A 17,447-nucleotide genomic window follows, 5' to 3' on the forward strand; every position below is an offset into this window, starting at 1 on the left:
ACTCGTGATAGGAAATATAGAATGCCGAAAGCGTCAGCGGCACAGCCCCGCAAGCGCCGCGCCAGGTGGATGGTCGCCGGCCTTGCCATAGGCGTCGCTCTCGTGGCCTATGCCTCGGTCATGCGGCCCTGGGAGCCCAAGCCGCTCGTCGTTCAGGTCGAGACCGTGGCCAAGGGGCCGGTCTCGCAGGTCCTCGCCGTCAACGGACGCGTGGCGGCCAGGCGCAGCGTGGTGCTGCGCTCCACCGTACAGGCCCGTCTCGTGTCGGTGAGCGCGGATATCGGCGATGCCGTCGTTGCCGGCCAGCTCATCGCGCAGCTCGACGACAGCGAACCGAGGGCGCAGGTCGAACAGGCCACCGCTGCGCTCGAGGCCGGCAAGGTGCGCCGCGACCAGGCGCGCGCTGTTCTCGAGCGCACGCAGGCCCTCGCGGACAATGTCACGCGCGCCACCCTCAACGACGCGCAGGCCGAGTTCGATGCTGCCGACCAGGAGGTGTCGAGGCTGCAGGCGTCGCTGGACCAGGCCCGGACGCAGCGCGACCAATACGCCTTCCGCGCGCCGTTCGACGGGGTCATCCTGTCGCGCGCCGCCGAGGAGGGCCAGATCGTCGATGCCCAGTCGGAGCTGTTCACCCTGGCCGACACCAGCGAGTTGCTGGTCGAGACCGATGTCGACGAGCTTTATTCGTCGCAGATCCGTACCGGGCTCAAGGCGTTGCTCAAGCCGGCGGGAGTGACCCTGCCGCAATGGGGCACGGTGACCTTCGCGGCGCCCACGGTGGATCCGCAGACCGGCGGCCGCGCCATCAAGATCAGCTTCGATGCACCGGTCTCGCTTCCGATCGGGCTGACGATCAACGTCAACATCGTGGTGGCCGAGAACCCGAGCGCGATCTCGGTTCCGCGCGGTGCCGTCCGGACGGAGGCGACGCGGTCCTTCGTGTTCGTCGACGACGCCGGCGTCGCGCGCCAGCGCGACGTGACGCTGATCGATTGGCCGGCGGAGCGGCTCGAGATCACCACCGGCCTCGAGGCTGGCGACCGGGTCATCCTGGAACCCGACAAGGTCAAGCCGGGCCAGGCGGTGGCAGGCAACTGACATGCCTTTCGTCCTCAAGGTCGCATTCCGCTATCTCACGGCAAACAAGAGCCAGACGGCGCTCCTGATCTCGGGCGTGGCCGTCGGCGTGTTCGTCTTCGTGTTCATGAGTGCCCTGATCGGCGGCCTCGCGGTCCTGCTGGTGCAGCGCACCGTGGGCAACATCTCGCACATCACGATCGAGGCGCCCGATGCCGATGCCGATGCCATCGCCGTCGACAGCCACATCCGGCAGTTGCTGGTCCGGCAGCGCTCCAGCGCGCAGCGGACCCTGCTGCGCTCGGCGGATGCCTTTGTTCCGCTGATCGAAGCCATGTCGGAGGTGAAGGCGATATCGCCCCAGGTCGTGGGCAACGGCTTCATGCTCCGCGGCGAGCGTCGCGCCGCCGTGTCAGTGACCGGGGTCGAGCCCGACAAGGTCACGGCCATCGCCGATCTCGGCAGCCGCCTGACTGCCGGCAGCACCGAACTGACCAGCAGCAACATCGTCCTCGGCCAGAAGCTCGCCGATGACCTCGGCGTGCGAGTGGGGCAAGTGGTGCGGCTGCGCTCTGACCGCGGCATAGAGCGGTCGTTTCTCGTCGGCGGCCTGTTTGCGGTTGGCGTCGAGGCGCTCGACGGACGGGCCGCCTTCGTCAGCCTGTCTGCTGCCCGCACCCTGTTCGAGATCCCGCAAGGCCTGTCGCGGATCGAGGTCAAGCTCAACGACGTCTACCAAGCCGACGCGATAGCCCGGCGCATTGCGGCCGATACCGGCCTCGACGCCACGCCCTGGACGGCGAACAACGCCCAGCTTCTCGACGGGCTCCGGGCCCAGGCCAGCTCGGGCAACCTGATCAAGGCCTTCGCCCTCATCACCATCGTCATCGGCGTCGCCAGCGCGCTGTCGCTGTCGACCTACCGGCGCCGCCCCGAGATCGGCATCATGCGGGCGATGGGCGCCAGCCGCGGCTTCGTCACGCTGGTGTTCATCGTGCAAGGCGCCCTCATCGGCCTCATCGGGGGCCTGCTCGGCACCGGGCTGGGGTATGCCGCCCTTGCTCCCTTCCCGCCTCCCGAGCTGACCGGATCGGCCGGGTTGCCCATCGACGTTCGCCAGGGGGCCTACGGGCTGGCCCTGCTGCTGACGGTCGTGGCGGCGACGCTGGCCTCGATCCTGCCCTCGCGCTCGGCGGCGCGCGTCGAGCCCGTCACGGTGATATCGCAATGAGTGCCGCGCCCGTGCTTGTGGTCAGCGACCTGGTCAAGACCTTCCGCGAGGGCGCCGTGGAAACGCCGGTGCTGAAGGGCGTGAACATGACCCTGGCCGAGGGCGAGCTGTGCGCGCTGCTCGGGCCGTCCGGTTCCGGCAAATCGACGCTGCTGACCATTCTGGGCACGCTGGCGCGCCCCACGTCCGGCTCGCACGTCATGCTCGGCCGCGACCTGACGTCGGCCAGCGACGCCGAACTGACGGAATTTCGCAACGCCCATATCGGCTTCGTGTTCCAGTTCCACCATCTCCTGCCCGATTTCACCGCGCTCGAGAACGTCGTCTTTCCGGCGGCGCTGCGCGATGGACGCGAGACGGCACGGGCGCGGGACCGGGCCCGGGAACTGCTGGCGCGCGTCGGGCTCGAATCCCGGGTCGACTACCGGGCGACGCAGCTGTCCGGCGGCCAGAAGCAGCGGGTCGCCATCGCGCGCGCCCTGATGAACCGCCCCGAACTGGTGCTGGCCGACGAGCCGACCGGCAGCCTCGACAAGGACTCGGCGCGGCAGGTGCTCGACCTCATCGCCGAAATCAGCCAGGCGGAGCGCACCAGCTACCTGATCTCCACCCATGACGACACGGTCGCCGCAAGGTGCCGCCGGCAAGTGCGCCTGGACAACGGGGCTGTGGTGTAGGTCCCGCATCGCCCTCGCCGCCCTCTTCGGTTCCCGGTCGAACGGCAAGGACGCGCACAATGAAAAACCCCGACCTCGCGAGAGGCCGGGGCTCAATGGTCGGAGTAGCGTGATTCGAACACGCGACCCCCTGCTCCCGAAGCAGGTGCGCTACCAGGCTGCGCTATACTCCGTCAGGTTGCCGGCTGGCGTCCCGCCACGCTGGGGAAAGCAAGACTTTCCCGGCAGGCGGCCAGCGGCTGCGAGCGCGTTATAGACTCGCTCCCCAACCAACTCAAGCGCCTAACTGCGCCCTTTTTCGATCGGTTGCGTCAGCATTGTGAAGCGTGTAGGTACGCGCCCGTTGGGGCGTCGCCAAGTGGTAAGGCAGCGGTTTTTGGTACCGCCATTCCTAGGTTCGAATCCTAGCGCCCCAGCCAGTCTCCCAGTGCATCGCCGCCAAAGCCCCTGATTTCCGGGAGCCTTGTGTCTGCCCTCACCAGCCGGAGGGGCGGCGCGGGCGTGGCCCGCACCTCGATCAGGCGTGGGGGCGAAGCACGTCGCGGATTGCGGCTTCGGCGGCCTCGACGGTATCGAACACCTTGCCGTCCGCGGCGAAGGCGTCGAGCTTGACGGCGAGGAAGCGATAACCGTCGGCGTGCGCGACCAGGACGCCCTTGGGCTCGCCGTCGATATCGACGGCTATGGGCTTTGCGCCATGTGGCTTCTCGAAACGGGCATGCTGCATGGAATACCTCCATTCGGCACGTCTGGGTGGACGGCCGGGGTGTTAGCGGAACTCTGAGACGAACAGGTGACGGCAGGTCACATTCGTTTGGTTCGGCGACACCCTACGGAGCGGCGTACCCATTTACCGATGGTTCCGGTTTGGAGAGTGGTGCGAATAGCGATGTGCATTTTCGTCTCCTTCCGGCGGCCAGTGGCCTGGGTGATTCCAATGCGGGGAGCATGCCTCCGCCCCCGCAGCTTTTTCATGGCCAAGTCGTGTCGGCCACTCGACTCTTCTAGGGCAGCGACGCCCGCCGGTCCATCCCGCTTTCGTCGCCCCCGCAGATGTCGAGCAAGATAGGGAGCGCAGCGGCCTCGCGCCAGACCGCGGCGTTCCAAAATGTTTGGATGGAAGCGGAATTTCGTGCCCGCCGGGATCGGCGGCGCGCAATGGCAGGGGCTGCCAGGGCCGGTCCTGGCCCCGCGAAGCGAACGCGTTGCGCCAGGTGGCGCCGCTTCCGACGAAAGTCTAGCGATGGCGTGAACGCCCGGACTTCCCGCCCTGCAATCGATTGCATAAGCTGTTGCGCTGAACTCGGGCGGACCATGGGCTACACCTCAGGTGTTGGCGGACCTCGGGAGCAGGCCCCTATCCCGACGGGAGGACCACCACTTGGCCGAGAGCGAAACGCGCGACACGAAGCGCGGCAGGATTCCTGTCCCGCAGCCCCGCCCCGGCCGCAGGCCGAGCGGCAAGCCGACGCTGCGCACCATCGCGGAAATGACCGGGCTCGCCATCACCACGATTTCGCGCGCCCTCAACAATGCGCCCGAGCTCAGCGACGAGACCCGCATCCGGGTGCAGAAGATCGCCGCCGAGATCGGCTATGTGCCGGACCGCACGGCGCTCAGGCTCAAGACCGGGCGTACCAATGTCATCGCGCTGATGCTCGATCCGCACGACGAGATCCTCGGCTTCGGCCAATCCATGGTGTCGGGGCTGACCGCGGCGCTCGCTGGCACGAGCTATCACCTGGTGATCACCCCGAGCGCCCGCAGCGCCCGCCCGATCGATCCCATCCTCTACGTGCTGCGCAACAAGGCGGCGGACGGGGTGATCTTCTCGCGCATCGAGCCCCATGACGACCGGGTGAAGCTGCTGATCGAGGAAGGCTTCCCCTTCGTCTCGCATGGCCGCACGGCCTTCCCCGCGCCGCACCCCTATGTCGACTACGACAACCATGCCTTCGCCCATCACGCAGTGATGCGCCTGAAGGCCAAGGGCTGCCGCAAGGTGACGATCATCCTGCCGCCGATGCGGTTCAGCTTCGGCCATCACCTCAGGGACGGGTTCATGCAGGCCGTCGGCGCGGCCGGGCTCGACTGGGAGATCATGGCCGGAGCGACGCTCGACAACACCGCCGAGGAAATCCGGCTGGCGGTGATGCGGCGCGTCGGCGAGCCGGCTCCCCCCGACGGCTTCGTGTGCACCGGCGACGCCGCGGCGCTGGCGGTGATGGCCGGGCTCACCGATGCCGGCCGCCGGATCGGCACGGACGTCCAGGTGGTGGCCAAGCAGACCTCGGGCATCTTCAGCCTGGTGCGACCACAGGTCGACACCATCTTCGAGGACACCGCGCTCGCCGGCCAGCAGGCGGGCGAGCTGCTGCTCCGCCGCATCCAGGGCGAAGCGCCGGAGACCCTGCAGATCCTGCACCAGCCGGAACTGTGGTTCTGAGGGGCGACTCCCCTCCTCCTTGAGGGGAGGGGTTGGGGGCGGGGGTGCGTCGGCGATCCCCGAACTACCCCCTCCTGCGATCCCTCCCCGCAAGGGGGAGGGAGGTCCGCCTACCGTCCGCCCTCGATCTTGCGGTGCCGCTGGTTGACGCCGCCCTTGCCATAGGGGTAGTCGGCCTGCACCGGCGCGCTGGCCTCGGTGAGGCGCTCGGCGATCTCGGCCGGCAGCCTCAGGTCGGCGGCGGCGAGGTTGTCGGCGAGCTGTACGCGGCTGCGGGCGCCCAGGATCACCGAGCTCACCGCCGGCCGGTCGGCGACCCAGGCGAGCGCGACCTGCGCCATCGACTTGCCGAGCGCGATCGACGCCTCCTCGAGCGCGCCGATGATGCGCCAGGTGCGCTCGTCGGAATTGCGCGGGCCATAGGATTCCTGGCCGCGATTGGGATTCTCGCCGAGCCGGGTGGCGCCCGTCGGCAGTTCGTCGCGCTTGTACTTGCCGGTGAGCCAGCCACCGCCGAGCGGCGACCAGGGCAGCAGCCCGATACTGGCGTCGAGCGCCGCCGGGACGATCTCGTGCTCGATGTCGCGCACCAAGAGGTTGTAGTGCGGCTGCAGCGTGATCGGCGGGGCGAGGTTGCCGATCCTGGCCAGGAACACCGCCTTGGTCAGCTGCCAGCCGATGAAGTTGGAAAAGCCGTAATAGGCGATCTTGCCGTTGCGGATCGCGTCGTCGAGGAAGCGCAGCGTCTCCTCGAGCGGGGTCAGCGCGTCGAAGGCATGCATCTGGTAGAGGTCGATATGGTCGACGCCGAGCCGGCGCAGCGAGGCGTCGAGCGCCTGGCCGAGATGCCGTCGCGAAAGACCAGCCTCGTTCGGGCCGGTGCCCATCGGGAAGCGGCCCTTGGTGGTGATCATCACCTGCCTTGCCGCCTCGGGCCGGGCCTTGAGCCAGCGCCCGACGATCTCCTCCGACGTGCCGGCCGAGTAGACATCGGCAGTGTCGAGCAGATTGCCGCCGGCGGCGACATAGTCGTCCATGAGCGCGAAGGAGGTCGCCTCGTCCGCCTCGGCGCCGAAGGTCATGGTGCCCAGCGTCTGGCTCGAAACGACGGCACCGCTGTTGCCGAGCTTGCGATACTGCATGATGGGTCCTCCGCTTGAATCGCTTCAACCCGGTGTACCGCGCCGGCCGAGAGACGTCGAGTCGAACATCGGTGGATGGCGATGATGAGATGAGGGCGAAGTCGAGCGGCGTCTCCGCCACATCCATGCCCGCCGTGCCTCACGGTGTCGTTCCCGCGAAAGCGGGAACCTCTGTTTGCGGAGTGTGCGGCCAAACGGAGATCCCCGCTTTCGCGCGGATGCCCCGGTGGTGCTGGAGAGACGAGTGAAAGAAGGGCGACGCTTCGCGCGGTCCCTACCCCTCGATCTCTTCGCGCAAAGCCTCGAGCTCGAGCCACTGGTCCTCGGCCCTGCCGAGCGCCGCCTGGGCGTCGGCGAGCGCCTTCGACTTGTCGCCGAACGCCTTGGGATCGCGGACATAGAGGCTGCCGTCGGCAAGGGCGGCGTTCAGCTTTGCAATCTCGGCCTCGAGCCGCGCCATTTCCTTGGGCAGGGTTTCGAGCGCGTGCTTCTGCTTGAAGCTGAGCTTCTGCTTCGGCGCCGGGGGCGGGGGCGCAACGACCGCCTTGCTGGCCTTCGGCTTCTGTGCCGCATCGGGCCTGGTGACGCCGTAGCCGCGCTGGGTGACCATGTCGGAATAGCCGCCCGGATACTCGGTCCAGCGCCCGCCGCCGTCGGCGACGATCACCGAGGTGGCGACGCGGTCGAGGAAGTCGCGGTCGTGGCTGACGACGATCACCGTGCCCGGGTAGTCGCCGAGCATCTCCTGCAGCAGGTCGAGGGTCTCGAGGTCGAGATCGTTGGTTGGCTCGTCGAGCACCAGGACGTTGGAGGGCAGCGCCAGGACGCGCGCCAGCACCAGCCGGCCGCGCTCGCCGCCCGAGAGCTTGGAGACGACGGTGCCGGCCTGTTCCGGGGTGAACAGGAAGTCCTTGAGATAGCCCATGAAGTGCTTCGGCTGCCCGTTGATCACCAGCGTGTCCGAGCCGCCGCCGGTCACGGCTTCCTTGAGCGTCATGTCGCTGGAGAGCGAAGCGCGGCGCTGGTCGAGGCTGGCGAGCTCGAGGTTGGCGCCCAGCCGCACCGTGCCGCTGTCGGGGGCGAGCTCGCCGGTCAACAGCTTGATCAGCGTCGTCTTGCCGGCGCCGTTCGGCCCGATGATGCCGACGCGGTCGCCGCGGATGATGCGAGTGGTGAAGTCGTCGACGATGAGCTTGTCGCCGAAGGCCTTGGAGATGCCCTTGGCTTCCATCACCAGCTTGCCCGAGGTCTCGCCCTCGGCCACCGAGATCTTCACCTCGCCGACCGAGCGCTTCAGGTCGCGCCGCTCCTGGCGCAGGTTGAACAGGCCTTCGAGGCGGCGGACGTTGCGCTTGCGCCGGGCGGTGACGCCATAAGTCAGCCAGTGCTCCTCGCGCACGATCTGGCGATCGAGCTTGTGGCGGGCAGTCTCTTCCTCCTCCAGCACCTGGTCGCGCCATTCCTCGAAGCTGCCGAAGCCGCGATCGAGGCGGCGCGCGGTGCCGCGGTCGAGCCAGACGGTCGCGCGGGTCAGATCGGCAAGGAAGCGCCGGTCGTGGCTGATGATGACGAGGGCCGAGCGGATCGAGGCCAGCTCGCTTTCGAGCCACTCGATGGCCGGCAGGTCGAGATGGTTGGTCGGCTCGTCGAGCAGGATGATATCGGGCTCCGGCGCCAGCACGCGGGCCAGCGCGGCGCGGCGCGCCTCGCCGCCGGACAGGCGCGACGGCTCCTCGGCACCGCTGAGGCCGAGATGGTTGAGCAGGTAGGTGGCGCGATAATGGTCGTCGCCGGCCTCGAGCCCCGCCTCGACATAGCTCAGCACATTGGGGAAGCCGCTGAGGTCGGGCTCCTGCGGCAGGTAGCGGATGGTGGCGCCGGGCTGCAGGAAGCGACGGCCGGAATCGGGCTCGATCTCGCCGGCGGCGATCTTCAATAGCGTCGACTTGCCCGAGCCGTTACGCCCGACCAGGGCCACCTTCTCGCCCGGCAGCAGCGACAGTTCTGCCCCCTCCAGCAGCTCGGTCGAGCCGAGGCGAAGGCGGATATCCTGCAGGAAGAGAATGGGCGCTGCGACCATGGGCAATCGGTCCGGGTACGGGGTCGGGGGCATAGAGCATGTCGCCGCCCCCAGATCAACGCGACCGACTCGCGCCGGCGGCACAGGATCGCTGAACCGTGGCTGAAAGGGCGCGTCAGTCGGCGTTCAAGCTTGCGCAGGCATGGGTCTGGTGAACCCAAGCGGGTTCACGACGTCGATACGTGGCCAGGGGCCTCACCCGCCCCCCGCAGGTTCCTGGCCCCGTGCGGCGCTACCGAATTGCAGGTTCCGCCGCACCGGTTGAAAGCGTCCCTCCGGGTCGGGATGTGTGCGGTGAAGAGGGCGGGTGCCGGACTTCTGGAGTCGGTCCGGCATCCGTCTTGCCCATTGCCATGTCCCGACTTTCGCCACCCACTCGGGATGCGAGCGGCGGCCCTGGCGAGCTGGCTCAGTGGGCGGCCTGGGCCGCCAGCACCGGCTCCATCTCGTCGAAGCTCAGGCCGAGGCGCTGGCGCAGCGAGCGGCGCTTACTGGCAAGGTCGGCGATGGTGTGGCTGTCGAGCACGTTGAAGAAGGCGCCCAGCGCTTCGCGCAGTGCGGCATTGACATCGCAGCTGTCGACCAGCGGGCAGGTCACGTCGGCGTCCTCGAAGCACTCGGCCATCGAGAAGCTCTCCTCGGTGAGGCGGACGGTGTCGAGCAGGGTGATCTCCTCGGCCGGGCGGCCGAGCCTGATGCCGCCGCGGCGCCCGCGCACGGTCTCGAGCAGGCCGTTCTCGACCAAGGGCTTGATCAGCTTGAACAGGAACAGCTCGGAAATGCCGTGCGCCCGGGCAATGTCGGCCACGCGGCTCAGACCGGGATCGTTCACCGCGCAATAGATGAGGGTGCGGATGGCGTAGTTGGATTGGCGGGTCAGTCGCATCAGGGGCTCCGGTGCGGGCGGAATGCGGCTCCACCCTGCGGCGCCGGGCGCGGGCCAAGGCCGGGAACAAGCCCGGCCGCGCCATGGCGGCGGGCCCAACCTATAACAGTTCCAAACTACGTCAAGCAAAGTTGAGCGACCCGTTCAGGATAACGCAGCGCATTTGCATGCCGTTTGCCCCGCGCGGTCCGGACGCACGGGGCAAGTCCATGCGAAAGGCCGAGAGCGTCGGCCCGCTCAGTCGGCCAGATAGGGCCGGTGCAGCGCCAGGTCGGCTTCGCCGAGGCGATCGCGCGCGGTAAAACTCTGGTGCCAGTACGGATACAGCAGGTTGGGCTGGCTGACCTTGTCGAGCCGCTTGACCTCGTCGGCCGTCAGCTTCAGCTCGGCCGCCTTGAGGTTGTCCTCGAACTGCGCCGTGGTGCGCCCGCCGATGATGACCGAGGCGACCGCAGGCCGCTGCAGCAGCCAGGCCAGCGACACTTGGGCCCCGGACACGCCATGCGCGGCGGCGACCTCGTTGATCACATCGACGATGTCCCACAGCTTGTCCCAGTCGTAGATGGGCGGCTCGCGGAAGCCGGTGACCTGCCGGCCGCTGTCGGGCTTCGAGTTGCGGGTATACTTGCCCGACAGCCAGCCGCCGCCGAGCGGCGACCAGATGAGCAGCGACACGCCCTGGTCGAGGGCGAGCGGGATCAGCTCGTACTCGGCCTCGCGGGCCTGGAGGGTGTAGTGGATCTGCTGGGCGACGAAGCGCTGCTGGTGCGCGGCGTCGGCGATGGCGAGCGCCTTCATCAGGTGCCAGGCGGAATAGTTGGAGCAGGCCGCATAGCGCACCTTGCCCTGCTTGATCAGGGTGTCGAGCGCCTCCATGGTCTCTTCGAGCGGCGTCTGCCCGTCCCACTCGTGCACGTGGTAGATGTCGATGACATCGGTCTTCATGCGCTTCAGCGAGGCCTCGGCCTGGCGGATGATGTGCCAGCGGCTGAGGCCGCGATCGTTCGGGCCCGGGCCGGTCGAAAAGCGCACCTTGGACGAGATGAGCAGGCGGTCGCGGCGGCCATCGACCAGCGCGGCGCCGAGGATTTCCTCCGACTTGCCGGCGTTGTAGACGTTGGCCGTGTCGATCAGGTTGACGCCGTGGTCGAGGCAGAGGTCGATCTGGCGCTGCGCGTCCTTGAGTTCGGTCGCCCCCCACAGCCCGTCATTGCCGAACGTGACGGTGCCGATCGAAAGCGCCGAGACCTTGAGGCCGGAGCGGCCCAGCAGGCGATAATCCATGATTCCCTCCGCATGGCTCTTCTTCGGGCGGACCCTAGACCGGGACGACGCATAAGGGGAGTGGGTCCATTGGCCGATGCGGCGACATGATCGCGCGCCGGACGACCCCACCCCGAATGGCAGGGCCAGCCCGGATCAGCCGGCGTCTGCCGGGGGGCTGATCGCTGCCTGGATATCGCGTTCGGTCGGCGCCGGCGCGGGCCGCGCCGCACTGGCAGGCCCGGCGGGGTGGCCTATCCGCGGCTCTTCCTGACCCGCACCACCACGTCGACATGCGTGATGTTCATGCCCTTGGGCGGCTGCGGCAGGTTCTGGATCACGATCGCCGAGGAGGGGATGTCGATCACCCGCTGCTCGTCCTCGAGGTAGAAGTGATGGTGGTCCGAGGTGTCGGTGTCGAAATAGGAGCGCGAGGCGTCGATCGCGACTTCGCGCAACAGGCCCGCCTCGCGGAACTGGTGCAGGCTGTTGTAGATCGTCGCCAGCGACACGTTGACGTTGGAGCTGTGCGCCTCGGCGTGCAGCTGCTCGGCGCTGACATGCCGGTGCGTGCCGCTGAACAGCAGCTCGGCCAGGGCAACGCGCTGCCGCGTCGGGCGAAGGCCGGCCATGCGCAGCACCGCCGTCAGGCACGGGCGTCGAGACGGAACGGGACGGCTAATCAGGCTGCGGTCGGTCATCTGGTCCTTTGGTGACAGGCCCTATCAAGTTCAGAGCTTATAACTTTTGGCAGGATCGGGCACAAGCGGCGCTCGGTCGCGGGAGCGCGCCGCTTGACCCCCTGTCGCACGCTCTCTAGTAACGAACCCCAGCTGACCGATGGAGAAAGCCGCGGCCCATGACGGATCGGAAGAACGCGTACGGTTACGACGAGCTGATTCAGAGCGGCAAAGGCGAGCTTTTCGGCCCCGGCTACGCCCAGCTCCCGGCCCCGCCAATGCTGATGTTCAATCGCATCACCCAGATCAGCCGCGAAGGCGGCGCCCATGGCAAGGGCCTGGTGCGCGCCGAACTCGACGTCAATCCGGACCTGTGGTTCTTCCAGTGCCACTTCATCGGCGACCCGGTGATGCCGGGGTGCCTCGGCGTCGACGCGGTGTGGCAGATGCTCGGCTTCTACCTGTGCTGGGACGGTTCGCCCGGCAAGGGGCGTGCGCTCGGCTGCGGCGAGGTGAAATTTTCCGGCCAGATCACCAATGATGTCAAACTCGTCGAGTATGGCATCGACCTGAAACGGGTGATGAAGTCCAAGCTGGTGCTTGGCATCGCCGATGGCTGGGTGAAAGCCGACGGCCAGATCATATATGAGATGTCCGGCCTTCGGGTCGGCCTCTTCACCTGACCAGCGCGCCGGGGGATTCCAGCATGAGACGTGTCGTCGTAACCGGGATGGGGATCGTTTCCTCGATCGGCAACAATCTCGATGAGGTGCTGGTCAGCCTCAGGGAGGCCAAGCCCGGCATCGTGTTCGCCCAGGACTATGCGGACCTCAACTTCCGCTGCCAGGTGCATGGCGCGCCCAAGCTCGATCCGTTCGAGGTGCTCGACCGCCGCACCACCCGCTTCATGGGCAAGGGCGCGGCCTGGAACTACATCGCCATGCAGGAGGCGATCGCCAATTCCGGGCTCGAAGAGAAAGACATCCAGAACCCGCGCACCGGCATCATCATGGGCTCGGGCGGCCCGTCGACCCGTACCGTGGTCGAGGCCGCCGACATCACCCGCGAGAAGGGCCCCAAGCGCATCGGACCGCTCGCCGTGCCCAAGGCGATGAGCTCGACCGCCTCGGCGACGCTGGCCACGCCGTTCGGCATCAAGGGCGTGAACTATACGATCAGCTCGGCCTGCGCGACGTCCAAGCATTGCATCGGCGCCGGCTACGAGCAGATCCAGTGGGGCAAGCAGGACATCGTCTTCGCCGGCGGCCACGAGGATCTCGACTGGTCGCTCAGCAACCTGTTCGACGCCATGGGCGCGATGTCCACCGACTTCAACGCGACGCCCGAGAAGGCTTCGCGCGCCTATGACAGCAAGCGCGACGGCTTCGTCATCGCCGGCGGCGCCGGCGTGCTGGTGCTCGAGGAGCTCGAGCATGCCAAGGCGCGCGGCGCGACCATCTATGCCGAACTCGTCGGCTACGGCGCAACCTCGGACGGCTACGACATGGTCGCGCCCTCGGGCGAAGGCGCCATCCGCTGCATGCAGCAGGCGCTCGAGACCGTGAAGGGCAAGGTCGACTACATCAACCCGCACGCCACCTCGACCCCGGTCGGCGACCTCAGGGAAATGGAAGCGATCCGCACCGTGTTCGGCTCCGGCGAAGCGTGCCCGCCGATCTCGGCCACCAAGTCGCTGACCGGCCATTCGCTCGGCGCCACCGGCGTCCAGGAATCGATCTACTGCATCCTGATGATGCGCAACCGGTTCCTGTGCGAAAGCGCCAATATCGAGGAACTGGACCCGGCCTTCGCCGACATGCCGATCCTCCGGCAGCGCCGCGACAACGTCGATATCGGCATCGCGCTCTCCAACAGCTTCGGCTTCGGCGGCACCAACGCCACGCTCGTGTTCCAGCACCCCGACGCGTGAGCGGCGACCTCCCTCCCCCTTGAGGGGAGGGATCGAGGGAGGGGGTGGTTTGGCGATCGCCGATGGCCCCCGCCCCGACCCGCTCCCCTCCGGGGAGGGGCCCAACTACCCAAGCGCCTTCGCGGCTACCGCCAGCACGCGCTTGAACGCCGTCATGTCCGTCAACTCCTGACCCGCCGGCGCATCGCCCACCACCACTTCGCCGCCCCGGTTCACCACCCCACCGTGCATCATCAGGTTGTCGACGAAACCCAGGTCCTCGATCAGGATGTGATCCGGCCCGCGCGGCTTGCCCTCGGCATCGGCGTACCACTCGCCGCCGAAATGTGCCCGCGTGCGCTCGCCATGATCCGCCCGCACATTGGTGTAGGCAAAGGCCGGCTTGTTCTGCGCGCACATGAAGCCGAGCTCGAAGCACGTGCCGGTGTCGGCCGCGATGCCGCGGAACGGGGTCAGGTTGGCGATGATCGCGTCGGCCGAGTGCATCAACTGCTCGTCGATGGCGCTGATGGCGAGGCCCAGCTCCCATCTGGAGTTGGTCCTGGGGAACTCGAGATCGCCCGGCGACACCGGCACCAGCCCGGCCTCGCGCGTCAGCGCGATCTTCAGGTCGAGGATTTCGCGCGCGTTGGGCAGGAAGACCTCGGGGCCGGCGAGATAGACGGATTTGGGCACGTTCACACTCCTGAACAGACTGACAGGACCCGTTCAGGTCCGTGGCAGAGCGGCGGCGCTTTCGTGGTTGTGGGCCACAAGGTCCCCGCCGACATAGGTCGCCGCGATATTGGGACGGATCGCCGTATAGAGGATTTGCTCAATCCGATCAGCCGGTTGTGCGCCGAACAGGCGGATTGTCCCCGCCTCCGCCGCAGCGTCTATAATCAGCGCGTCGAAATAGTAGCCGGGGCGGAAAAGTCCGATGTCGAGATCGAGCGCAATGCCGCCACCGGCCGTGGCGAGGTGGAAGGCCGTCAACAGGTCGATCCGCGACTCTGGCCGGCCCCGCGTTTCACGTGAATCGTCGGGATCGACGCCATCCTGCAGCATGCGGGACACCGCCACCGTCATCCGCGCCGCCTCCAGCATCGAGGCCGACGGGCCGCCGGAAATATCGGTACCGAGCCCGACATTGAGGCCCCTCTCCAGCGCCTTGCGCAGCGGAAACACCGCATTGCCGAAATAGGCATTGGAGAGCGCGCAATGCGCCACGCCGGCGCCGCGCGACCGGACCCTGTCCATGTCGCTGTCGGTCAGGAACACCGAATGCGCCAGCACGGTGTTGCGCGTCAGCAGCCCGAAGCCGTCCAGTGCCTCGGTATCCGTTTTTCCATATCTGTCAATGGCATAGCCATGCGCCCAGTTGCTCTCCGAGCAATGGGTCTGCACGTGGCAGGCGCATTCGGCGACCAACGCGCCGAGCCCGGCCAGCGCCTCGTCGCTGCAGGACGGGATGAAGCGCGGGGTGATCACCGGCAGCACGCGATCATTGTCGGGCAGCGCCCGGATCGCCTCGATCACGGCACGGCTGTCGGCGATCGCCGCCGCGGGCGAGGCATCGCGATAGTCGTCCGGGCAGCTCTCGGCAAGGTCCATCACCACCTTGCCGACCAGCGCCCGCTGGCCCAGGTTCAGACAAATTCCTGCAAGCAGTTCAGTGGCTTGCCTATGCACGGTAGCGAAGTAGAGCGCCGTGGTCGTGCCGCCGGCCAGCAGGTCCTTCACCAGCCTGCCATAGGCCTCGCGGGCGAAGTCGAGATCGGCGTACCTGGCCTCGAGCGGGAAGGTGTACTTGCCCAGCCAGACCTCGAGCGGCTCGTCGAGCGCGAGGCCCAGCTGCGGATATTGCGGGGCATGCACATGCAGGTCGACGAAGCCGGGGATCACCAGCCGGTCGGGCGGCAGGTCCAGCGTGCCCTCCGGCACTCCATCGCGCGCCGGCGCGATGCGCTCGATGCGCCCGTCTTCGCCGACGAAAACAACCGCATCCTCAAGCACTTCCACCGCGCCCCGGTCGGGCGCGTGCACGAAATGGCCCCGGATAGCGCGTCCACGCAGGCCCGTCACCAGACCACCGCGTGCTGCTCGCCGGTCTGCACGTTCACAAAACCCTCGGGGCAGGCCTCGGACGGCGCGACCAGCACCCAGCGCCAGGGCGAGCAGGTGAGCGTCGCGAACTTCAAGTGCTCGGGGAAGCCGGGCTTCCACAGGTTGTCGCCGCCGCTCAGATACATCCACTCCACCTTGGCCGCCGCGGCGTAGAACGCCTGCATGTCGGCGTCATAGGCCTCGGCCGGGCGGGCCGTCATCAGCCCGCCGATCTCGAAGCGCATCTCGGCGAGGATCTCGCCCCGGTGCACCAGCACCCAGCCGCCATCGATCTCCTGCAGCCGGTTGACCGCCATGGCCATGGCCGCGTCGGACGAGCCGACGCACCAGACATTGTGGCTGTCATGCGCCACCGAGGAGCACAGCGCCGTGTCCTCGTCCACCGGCCCGCAGCCGGCCCAGAACATCTTCGCCACCGCGCCATCGCCGCGATAGCGATCGATCAGCGCCCATTTGGTGATCAAGGCATCGGTGTCGCGCTGCACCTCGCCATCGGCGACGGGCAGGGTGCGCACCCAGAAATCCTCGTTCCAGTGGAAGGGCCTGAGCACCGCCGCCTGCATGGTCTCACGTCCCGGCGCCGCCTTGATGGCGAAGTCGGATGCCCTGAGCGTCCGCCCCACATTCATGGTCCTTCGCGCCCAGTCCGGCCAATCGATCTTGGGCAGCGGGCCGATGAAGCGCGTGCCATCCGACATCAGCTGGCCGTCGGCATAGACGTGCCGGATCGACAGCGTCTTCACGTCGTCGAGCAATACTATGTCGGCATAGCGCCCCGGCGCGATCGAGCCGACCCACTGGTCGATCCGCATGTGCCGGGCCGGGTTGATGGTGGCGCACTGGATGGCGATCTCGGGCGCCAGCCCGTATTCGATGGCAAGCCGGACATTGTAGTCCGAGGCGCCCTTCTCCAGCGTCTCGGTGGCCGAGCGGTCGTCGGTGGTGAAGGCAACGTTCTGCCAGTCCTCAAGCCGCTCGATCAGCTGGGGCATTATGACGTCATAGGAGAACGGGCGGAGCTCGGTGAAGATGCCGTGGCTCAGGCGCTGCCAGGCCTCCTCGAAGGCCCAGACCTCGTGGTCCGACGAGATGCCGGCCGCCGCGAAAGCCGAGAGATCGTGCGGGTCGATCAGGCCGGAGCCGTGCCCCTCGACGACGCCGCGCTTTTCCATCGTTGCACCGATCATGCCCCACATGCGGATATAGCCCGGATTTTCGGGGTTCCACACCGAGGGCCAGTCCATCACCTCGTCGAGGCTGACCGTGCCCATGTCGTTGTCGAGGAACCCGGCCTGCTCCTCGTAGCCATAGTAGCCGCCGGACTCTTCCCAGGCGCTCGGCGGCACGGCCGAGCCCGGCTGGATGAAGATCTTCAGCGGCGAGCCGGCAAGGCGCGACTTCTGCCAGAACTCCTGGTTCTTGGGCCCATTGACGTTGGCGAACTCATGGCTCGCCTCGCAGGTCCAGGTGTTTCCGCGCGGCACGACGAGCGCCGCTTCGTACTCCGGCGTGATGTGGGTCGATTCGATATGCTTGTGCACTTCGCCGAAGCCGGGCACGGCGCTGAGGTTCGGATAGCTCACCCGCGCCTTCACGTCGCCGCGATAACTGCCGCGCGGTCCGACATAGGCGATGCGCCGGCCGGAGATGACGATCTCGTAGTCCTCGAGCCAATGCCGCGAGTGCACGGCCAGCATCCGCCCCACCTCGATCAGCAGGTCAGCCGGGCGCCTGGCCAGCGCTACCAGCGTCAGGTGTTGGCGCAGGGCAACTTCATCCTCAGGGTTGAGGATCAGGTCGTCGGGGAGCTTCATCGATCGGTTTCCGGCTGACGCAACGGCTTTAGTAAAGCGGTTTACGACAGTCGGCGCAATGGTCGCGGATCTTGGATAGGGCGCCTCCCACCGCTCCGTTCCCGCCAGTCAG

The 17,447-nt window shown here is 67.5% G+C and carries 15 protein-coding genes and 2 tRNA genes; 7 read left to right on the plus strand and 10 right to left on the minus strand.

Translation table 11 applies throughout. The features are described from left to right. Nucleotides 1-21 precede the first annotated feature (21 nt). Genes J0I99_RS09070 through J0I99_RS09080 form a run of 3 tightly spaced genes read left to right on the plus strand, consistent with a single transcriptional unit; the run spans nucleotide 22 to nucleotide 2,988 of the window. Nucleotides 22-1,101 (plus strand): efflux RND transporter periplasmic adaptor subunit, encoded by a 1,080-nt coding sequence (locus tag J0I99_RS09070; RefSeq protein ID WP_291397164.1) that lies wholly within the window; start codon nucleotides 22-24, stop codon nucleotides 1,099-1,101. Nucleotide 1,102: 1 nt separating this feature from the next. After that, nucleotides 1,103-2,311 (plus strand): FtsX-like permease family protein, encoded by a 1,209-nt coding sequence (locus J0I99_RS09075; protein ID WP_291391249.1) that lies wholly within the window; start codon nucleotides 1,103-1,105, stop codon nucleotides 2,309-2,311. Next, nucleotides 2,308-2,988: an ABC transporter ATP-binding protein gene (locus J0I99_RS09080; protein WP_291397165.1), complete on the plus strand. Its 681-nt coding sequence runs from the start codon at nucleotides 2,308-2,310 to the stop codon at nucleotides 2,986-2,988. The genes J0I99_RS09075 and J0I99_RS09080 overlap by 4 nt, the downstream gene beginning before the upstream one ends. Nucleotides 2,989-3,084: 96 nt before the next feature. Here J0I99_RS09080 and J0I99_RS09085 read toward each other — a convergent pair. Beyond that, nucleotides 3,085-3,161 (minus strand) — tRNA-Pro (locus tag J0I99_RS09085). Nucleotides 3,162-3,332: 171 nt separating this feature from the next. On the opposite strand from J0I99_RS09085, the gene J0I99_RS09090 reads away from it, so the two are divergent. Beyond that, nucleotides 3,333-3,407: transfer RNA gene (locus tag J0I99_RS09090), tRNA-Gln, on the plus strand. A 98-nt stretch (nucleotides 3,408-3,505) separates the two neighbouring features. Here J0I99_RS09090 and J0I99_RS09095 read toward each other — a convergent pair. Next, complete coding sequence (locus J0I99_RS09095; RefSeq protein WP_291391247.1) at nucleotides 3,506-3,715, minus strand: hypothetical protein; 210 nt, start codon at nucleotides 3,713-3,715, stop codon at nucleotides 3,506-3,508. A gap of 654 nt (nucleotides 3,716-4,369) precedes the next feature. Between J0I99_RS09095 and J0I99_RS09100 the strand changes: the two genes are divergently transcribed. Further along, complete coding sequence (locus J0I99_RS09100) at nucleotides 4,370-5,434, plus strand: LacI family transcriptional regulator (RefSeq protein ID WP_291397166.1); 1,065 nt, start codon at nucleotides 4,370-4,372, stop codon at nucleotides 5,432-5,434. Between the two features lie 110 nt (nucleotides 5,435-5,544). Here the strand turns inward: J0I99_RS09100 and J0I99_RS09105 are convergent, their stop codons facing one another. The 5 genes from J0I99_RS09105 to irrA all read right to left on the minus strand — a co-directional run bounded on the left by J0I99_RS09105 (nucleotide 5,545) and on the right by irrA (nucleotide 11,506). Then, entirely contained in the window at nucleotides 5,545-6,576 is a 1,032-nt protein-coding gene (locus J0I99_RS09105) for an aldo/keto reductase (RefSeq protein ID WP_291391245.1), read from the minus strand. Nucleotides 6,577-6,850: 274 nt separating this feature from the next. Beyond that, nucleotides 6,851-8,656, minus strand: coding sequence for an ABC-F family ATP-binding cassette domain-containing protein (locus J0I99_RS09110; protein ID WP_291397167.1), 1,806 nt, complete (start codon nucleotides 8,654-8,656; stop codon nucleotides 6,851-6,853). 409 nt (nucleotides 8,657-9,065) lie between these two features. Further along, the gene (gene rirA / locus J0I99_RS09115; protein ID WP_291394107.1) at nucleotides 9,066-9,542 is read right to left on the minus strand and encodes an iron-responsive transcriptional regulator RirA; all 477 of its coding nucleotides are present in this window, start codon (nucleotides 9,540-9,542) and stop codon (nucleotides 9,066-9,068) included. A 237-nt stretch (nucleotides 9,543-9,779) separates the two neighbouring features. Continuing rightward, complete coding sequence (locus J0I99_RS09120; protein WP_291394106.1) at nucleotides 9,780-10,826, minus strand: aldo/keto reductase; 1,047 nt, start codon at nucleotides 10,824-10,826, stop codon at nucleotides 9,780-9,782. A 233-nt stretch (nucleotides 10,827-11,059) separates the two neighbouring features. Then, nucleotides 11,060-11,506, minus strand: coding sequence for an iron response transcriptional regulator IrrA (gene irrA, locus J0I99_RS09125; RefSeq protein ID WP_291394105.1), 447 nt, complete (start codon nucleotides 11,504-11,506; stop codon nucleotides 11,060-11,062). 158 nt (nucleotides 11,507-11,664) lie between these two features. Here irrA and fabA point away from each other — a divergent pair, with 158 nt between their 5' ends. Continuing rightward, nucleotides 11,665-12,168 (plus strand): 3-hydroxyacyl-[acyl-carrier-protein] dehydratase FabA, encoded by a 504-nt coding sequence (fabA, locus tag J0I99_RS09130; RefSeq protein WP_291394104.1) that lies wholly within the window; start codon nucleotides 11,665-11,667, stop codon nucleotides 12,166-12,168. Between the two features lie 23 nt (nucleotides 12,169-12,191). After that, a complete protein-coding gene (gene fabB, locus J0I99_RS09135; protein ID WP_291397168.1) occupies nucleotides 12,192-13,415 on the plus strand; it encodes a beta-ketoacyl-ACP synthase I in 1,224 nt (407 codons plus the stop codon). A 105-nt stretch (nucleotides 13,416-13,520) separates the two neighbouring features. On the opposite strand, the gene J0I99_RS09140 is transcribed toward fabB, so the two are convergent. From J0I99_RS09140 to J0I99_RS09150, 3 genes are read right to left on the minus strand one after another with little or no spacing between them, the layout of a single operon-like run. Beyond that, on the minus strand, nucleotides 13,521-14,090 hold the full coding sequence (locus tag J0I99_RS09140; RefSeq protein WP_291397169.1) for a nucleoside 2-deoxyribosyltransferase: 570 nt from the start codon (nucleotides 14,088-14,090) through the stop codon (nucleotides 13,521-13,523). Between the two features lie 33 nt (nucleotides 14,091-14,123). Beyond that, nucleotides 14,124-15,440: a guanine deaminase gene (gene guaD, locus J0I99_RS09145; protein WP_291397170.1), complete on the minus strand. Its 1,317-nt coding sequence runs from the start codon at nucleotides 15,438-15,440 to the stop codon at nucleotides 14,124-14,126. Nucleotides 15,441-15,475: 35 nt separating this feature from the next. Further along, on the minus strand, nucleotides 15,476-17,335 hold the full coding sequence (locus J0I99_RS09150) for an adenine deaminase (RefSeq protein WP_291397171.1): 1,860 nt from the start codon (nucleotides 17,333-17,335) through the stop codon (nucleotides 15,476-15,478). Between the last annotated feature and the right edge of the window lie 112 nt (nucleotides 17,336-17,447).

The organism is Devosia sp., assembly GCF_017307495.1.
Taxonomy (GTDB): domain Bacteria; phylum Pseudomonadota; class Alphaproteobacteria; order Rhizobiales; family Devosiaceae; genus Devosia_A.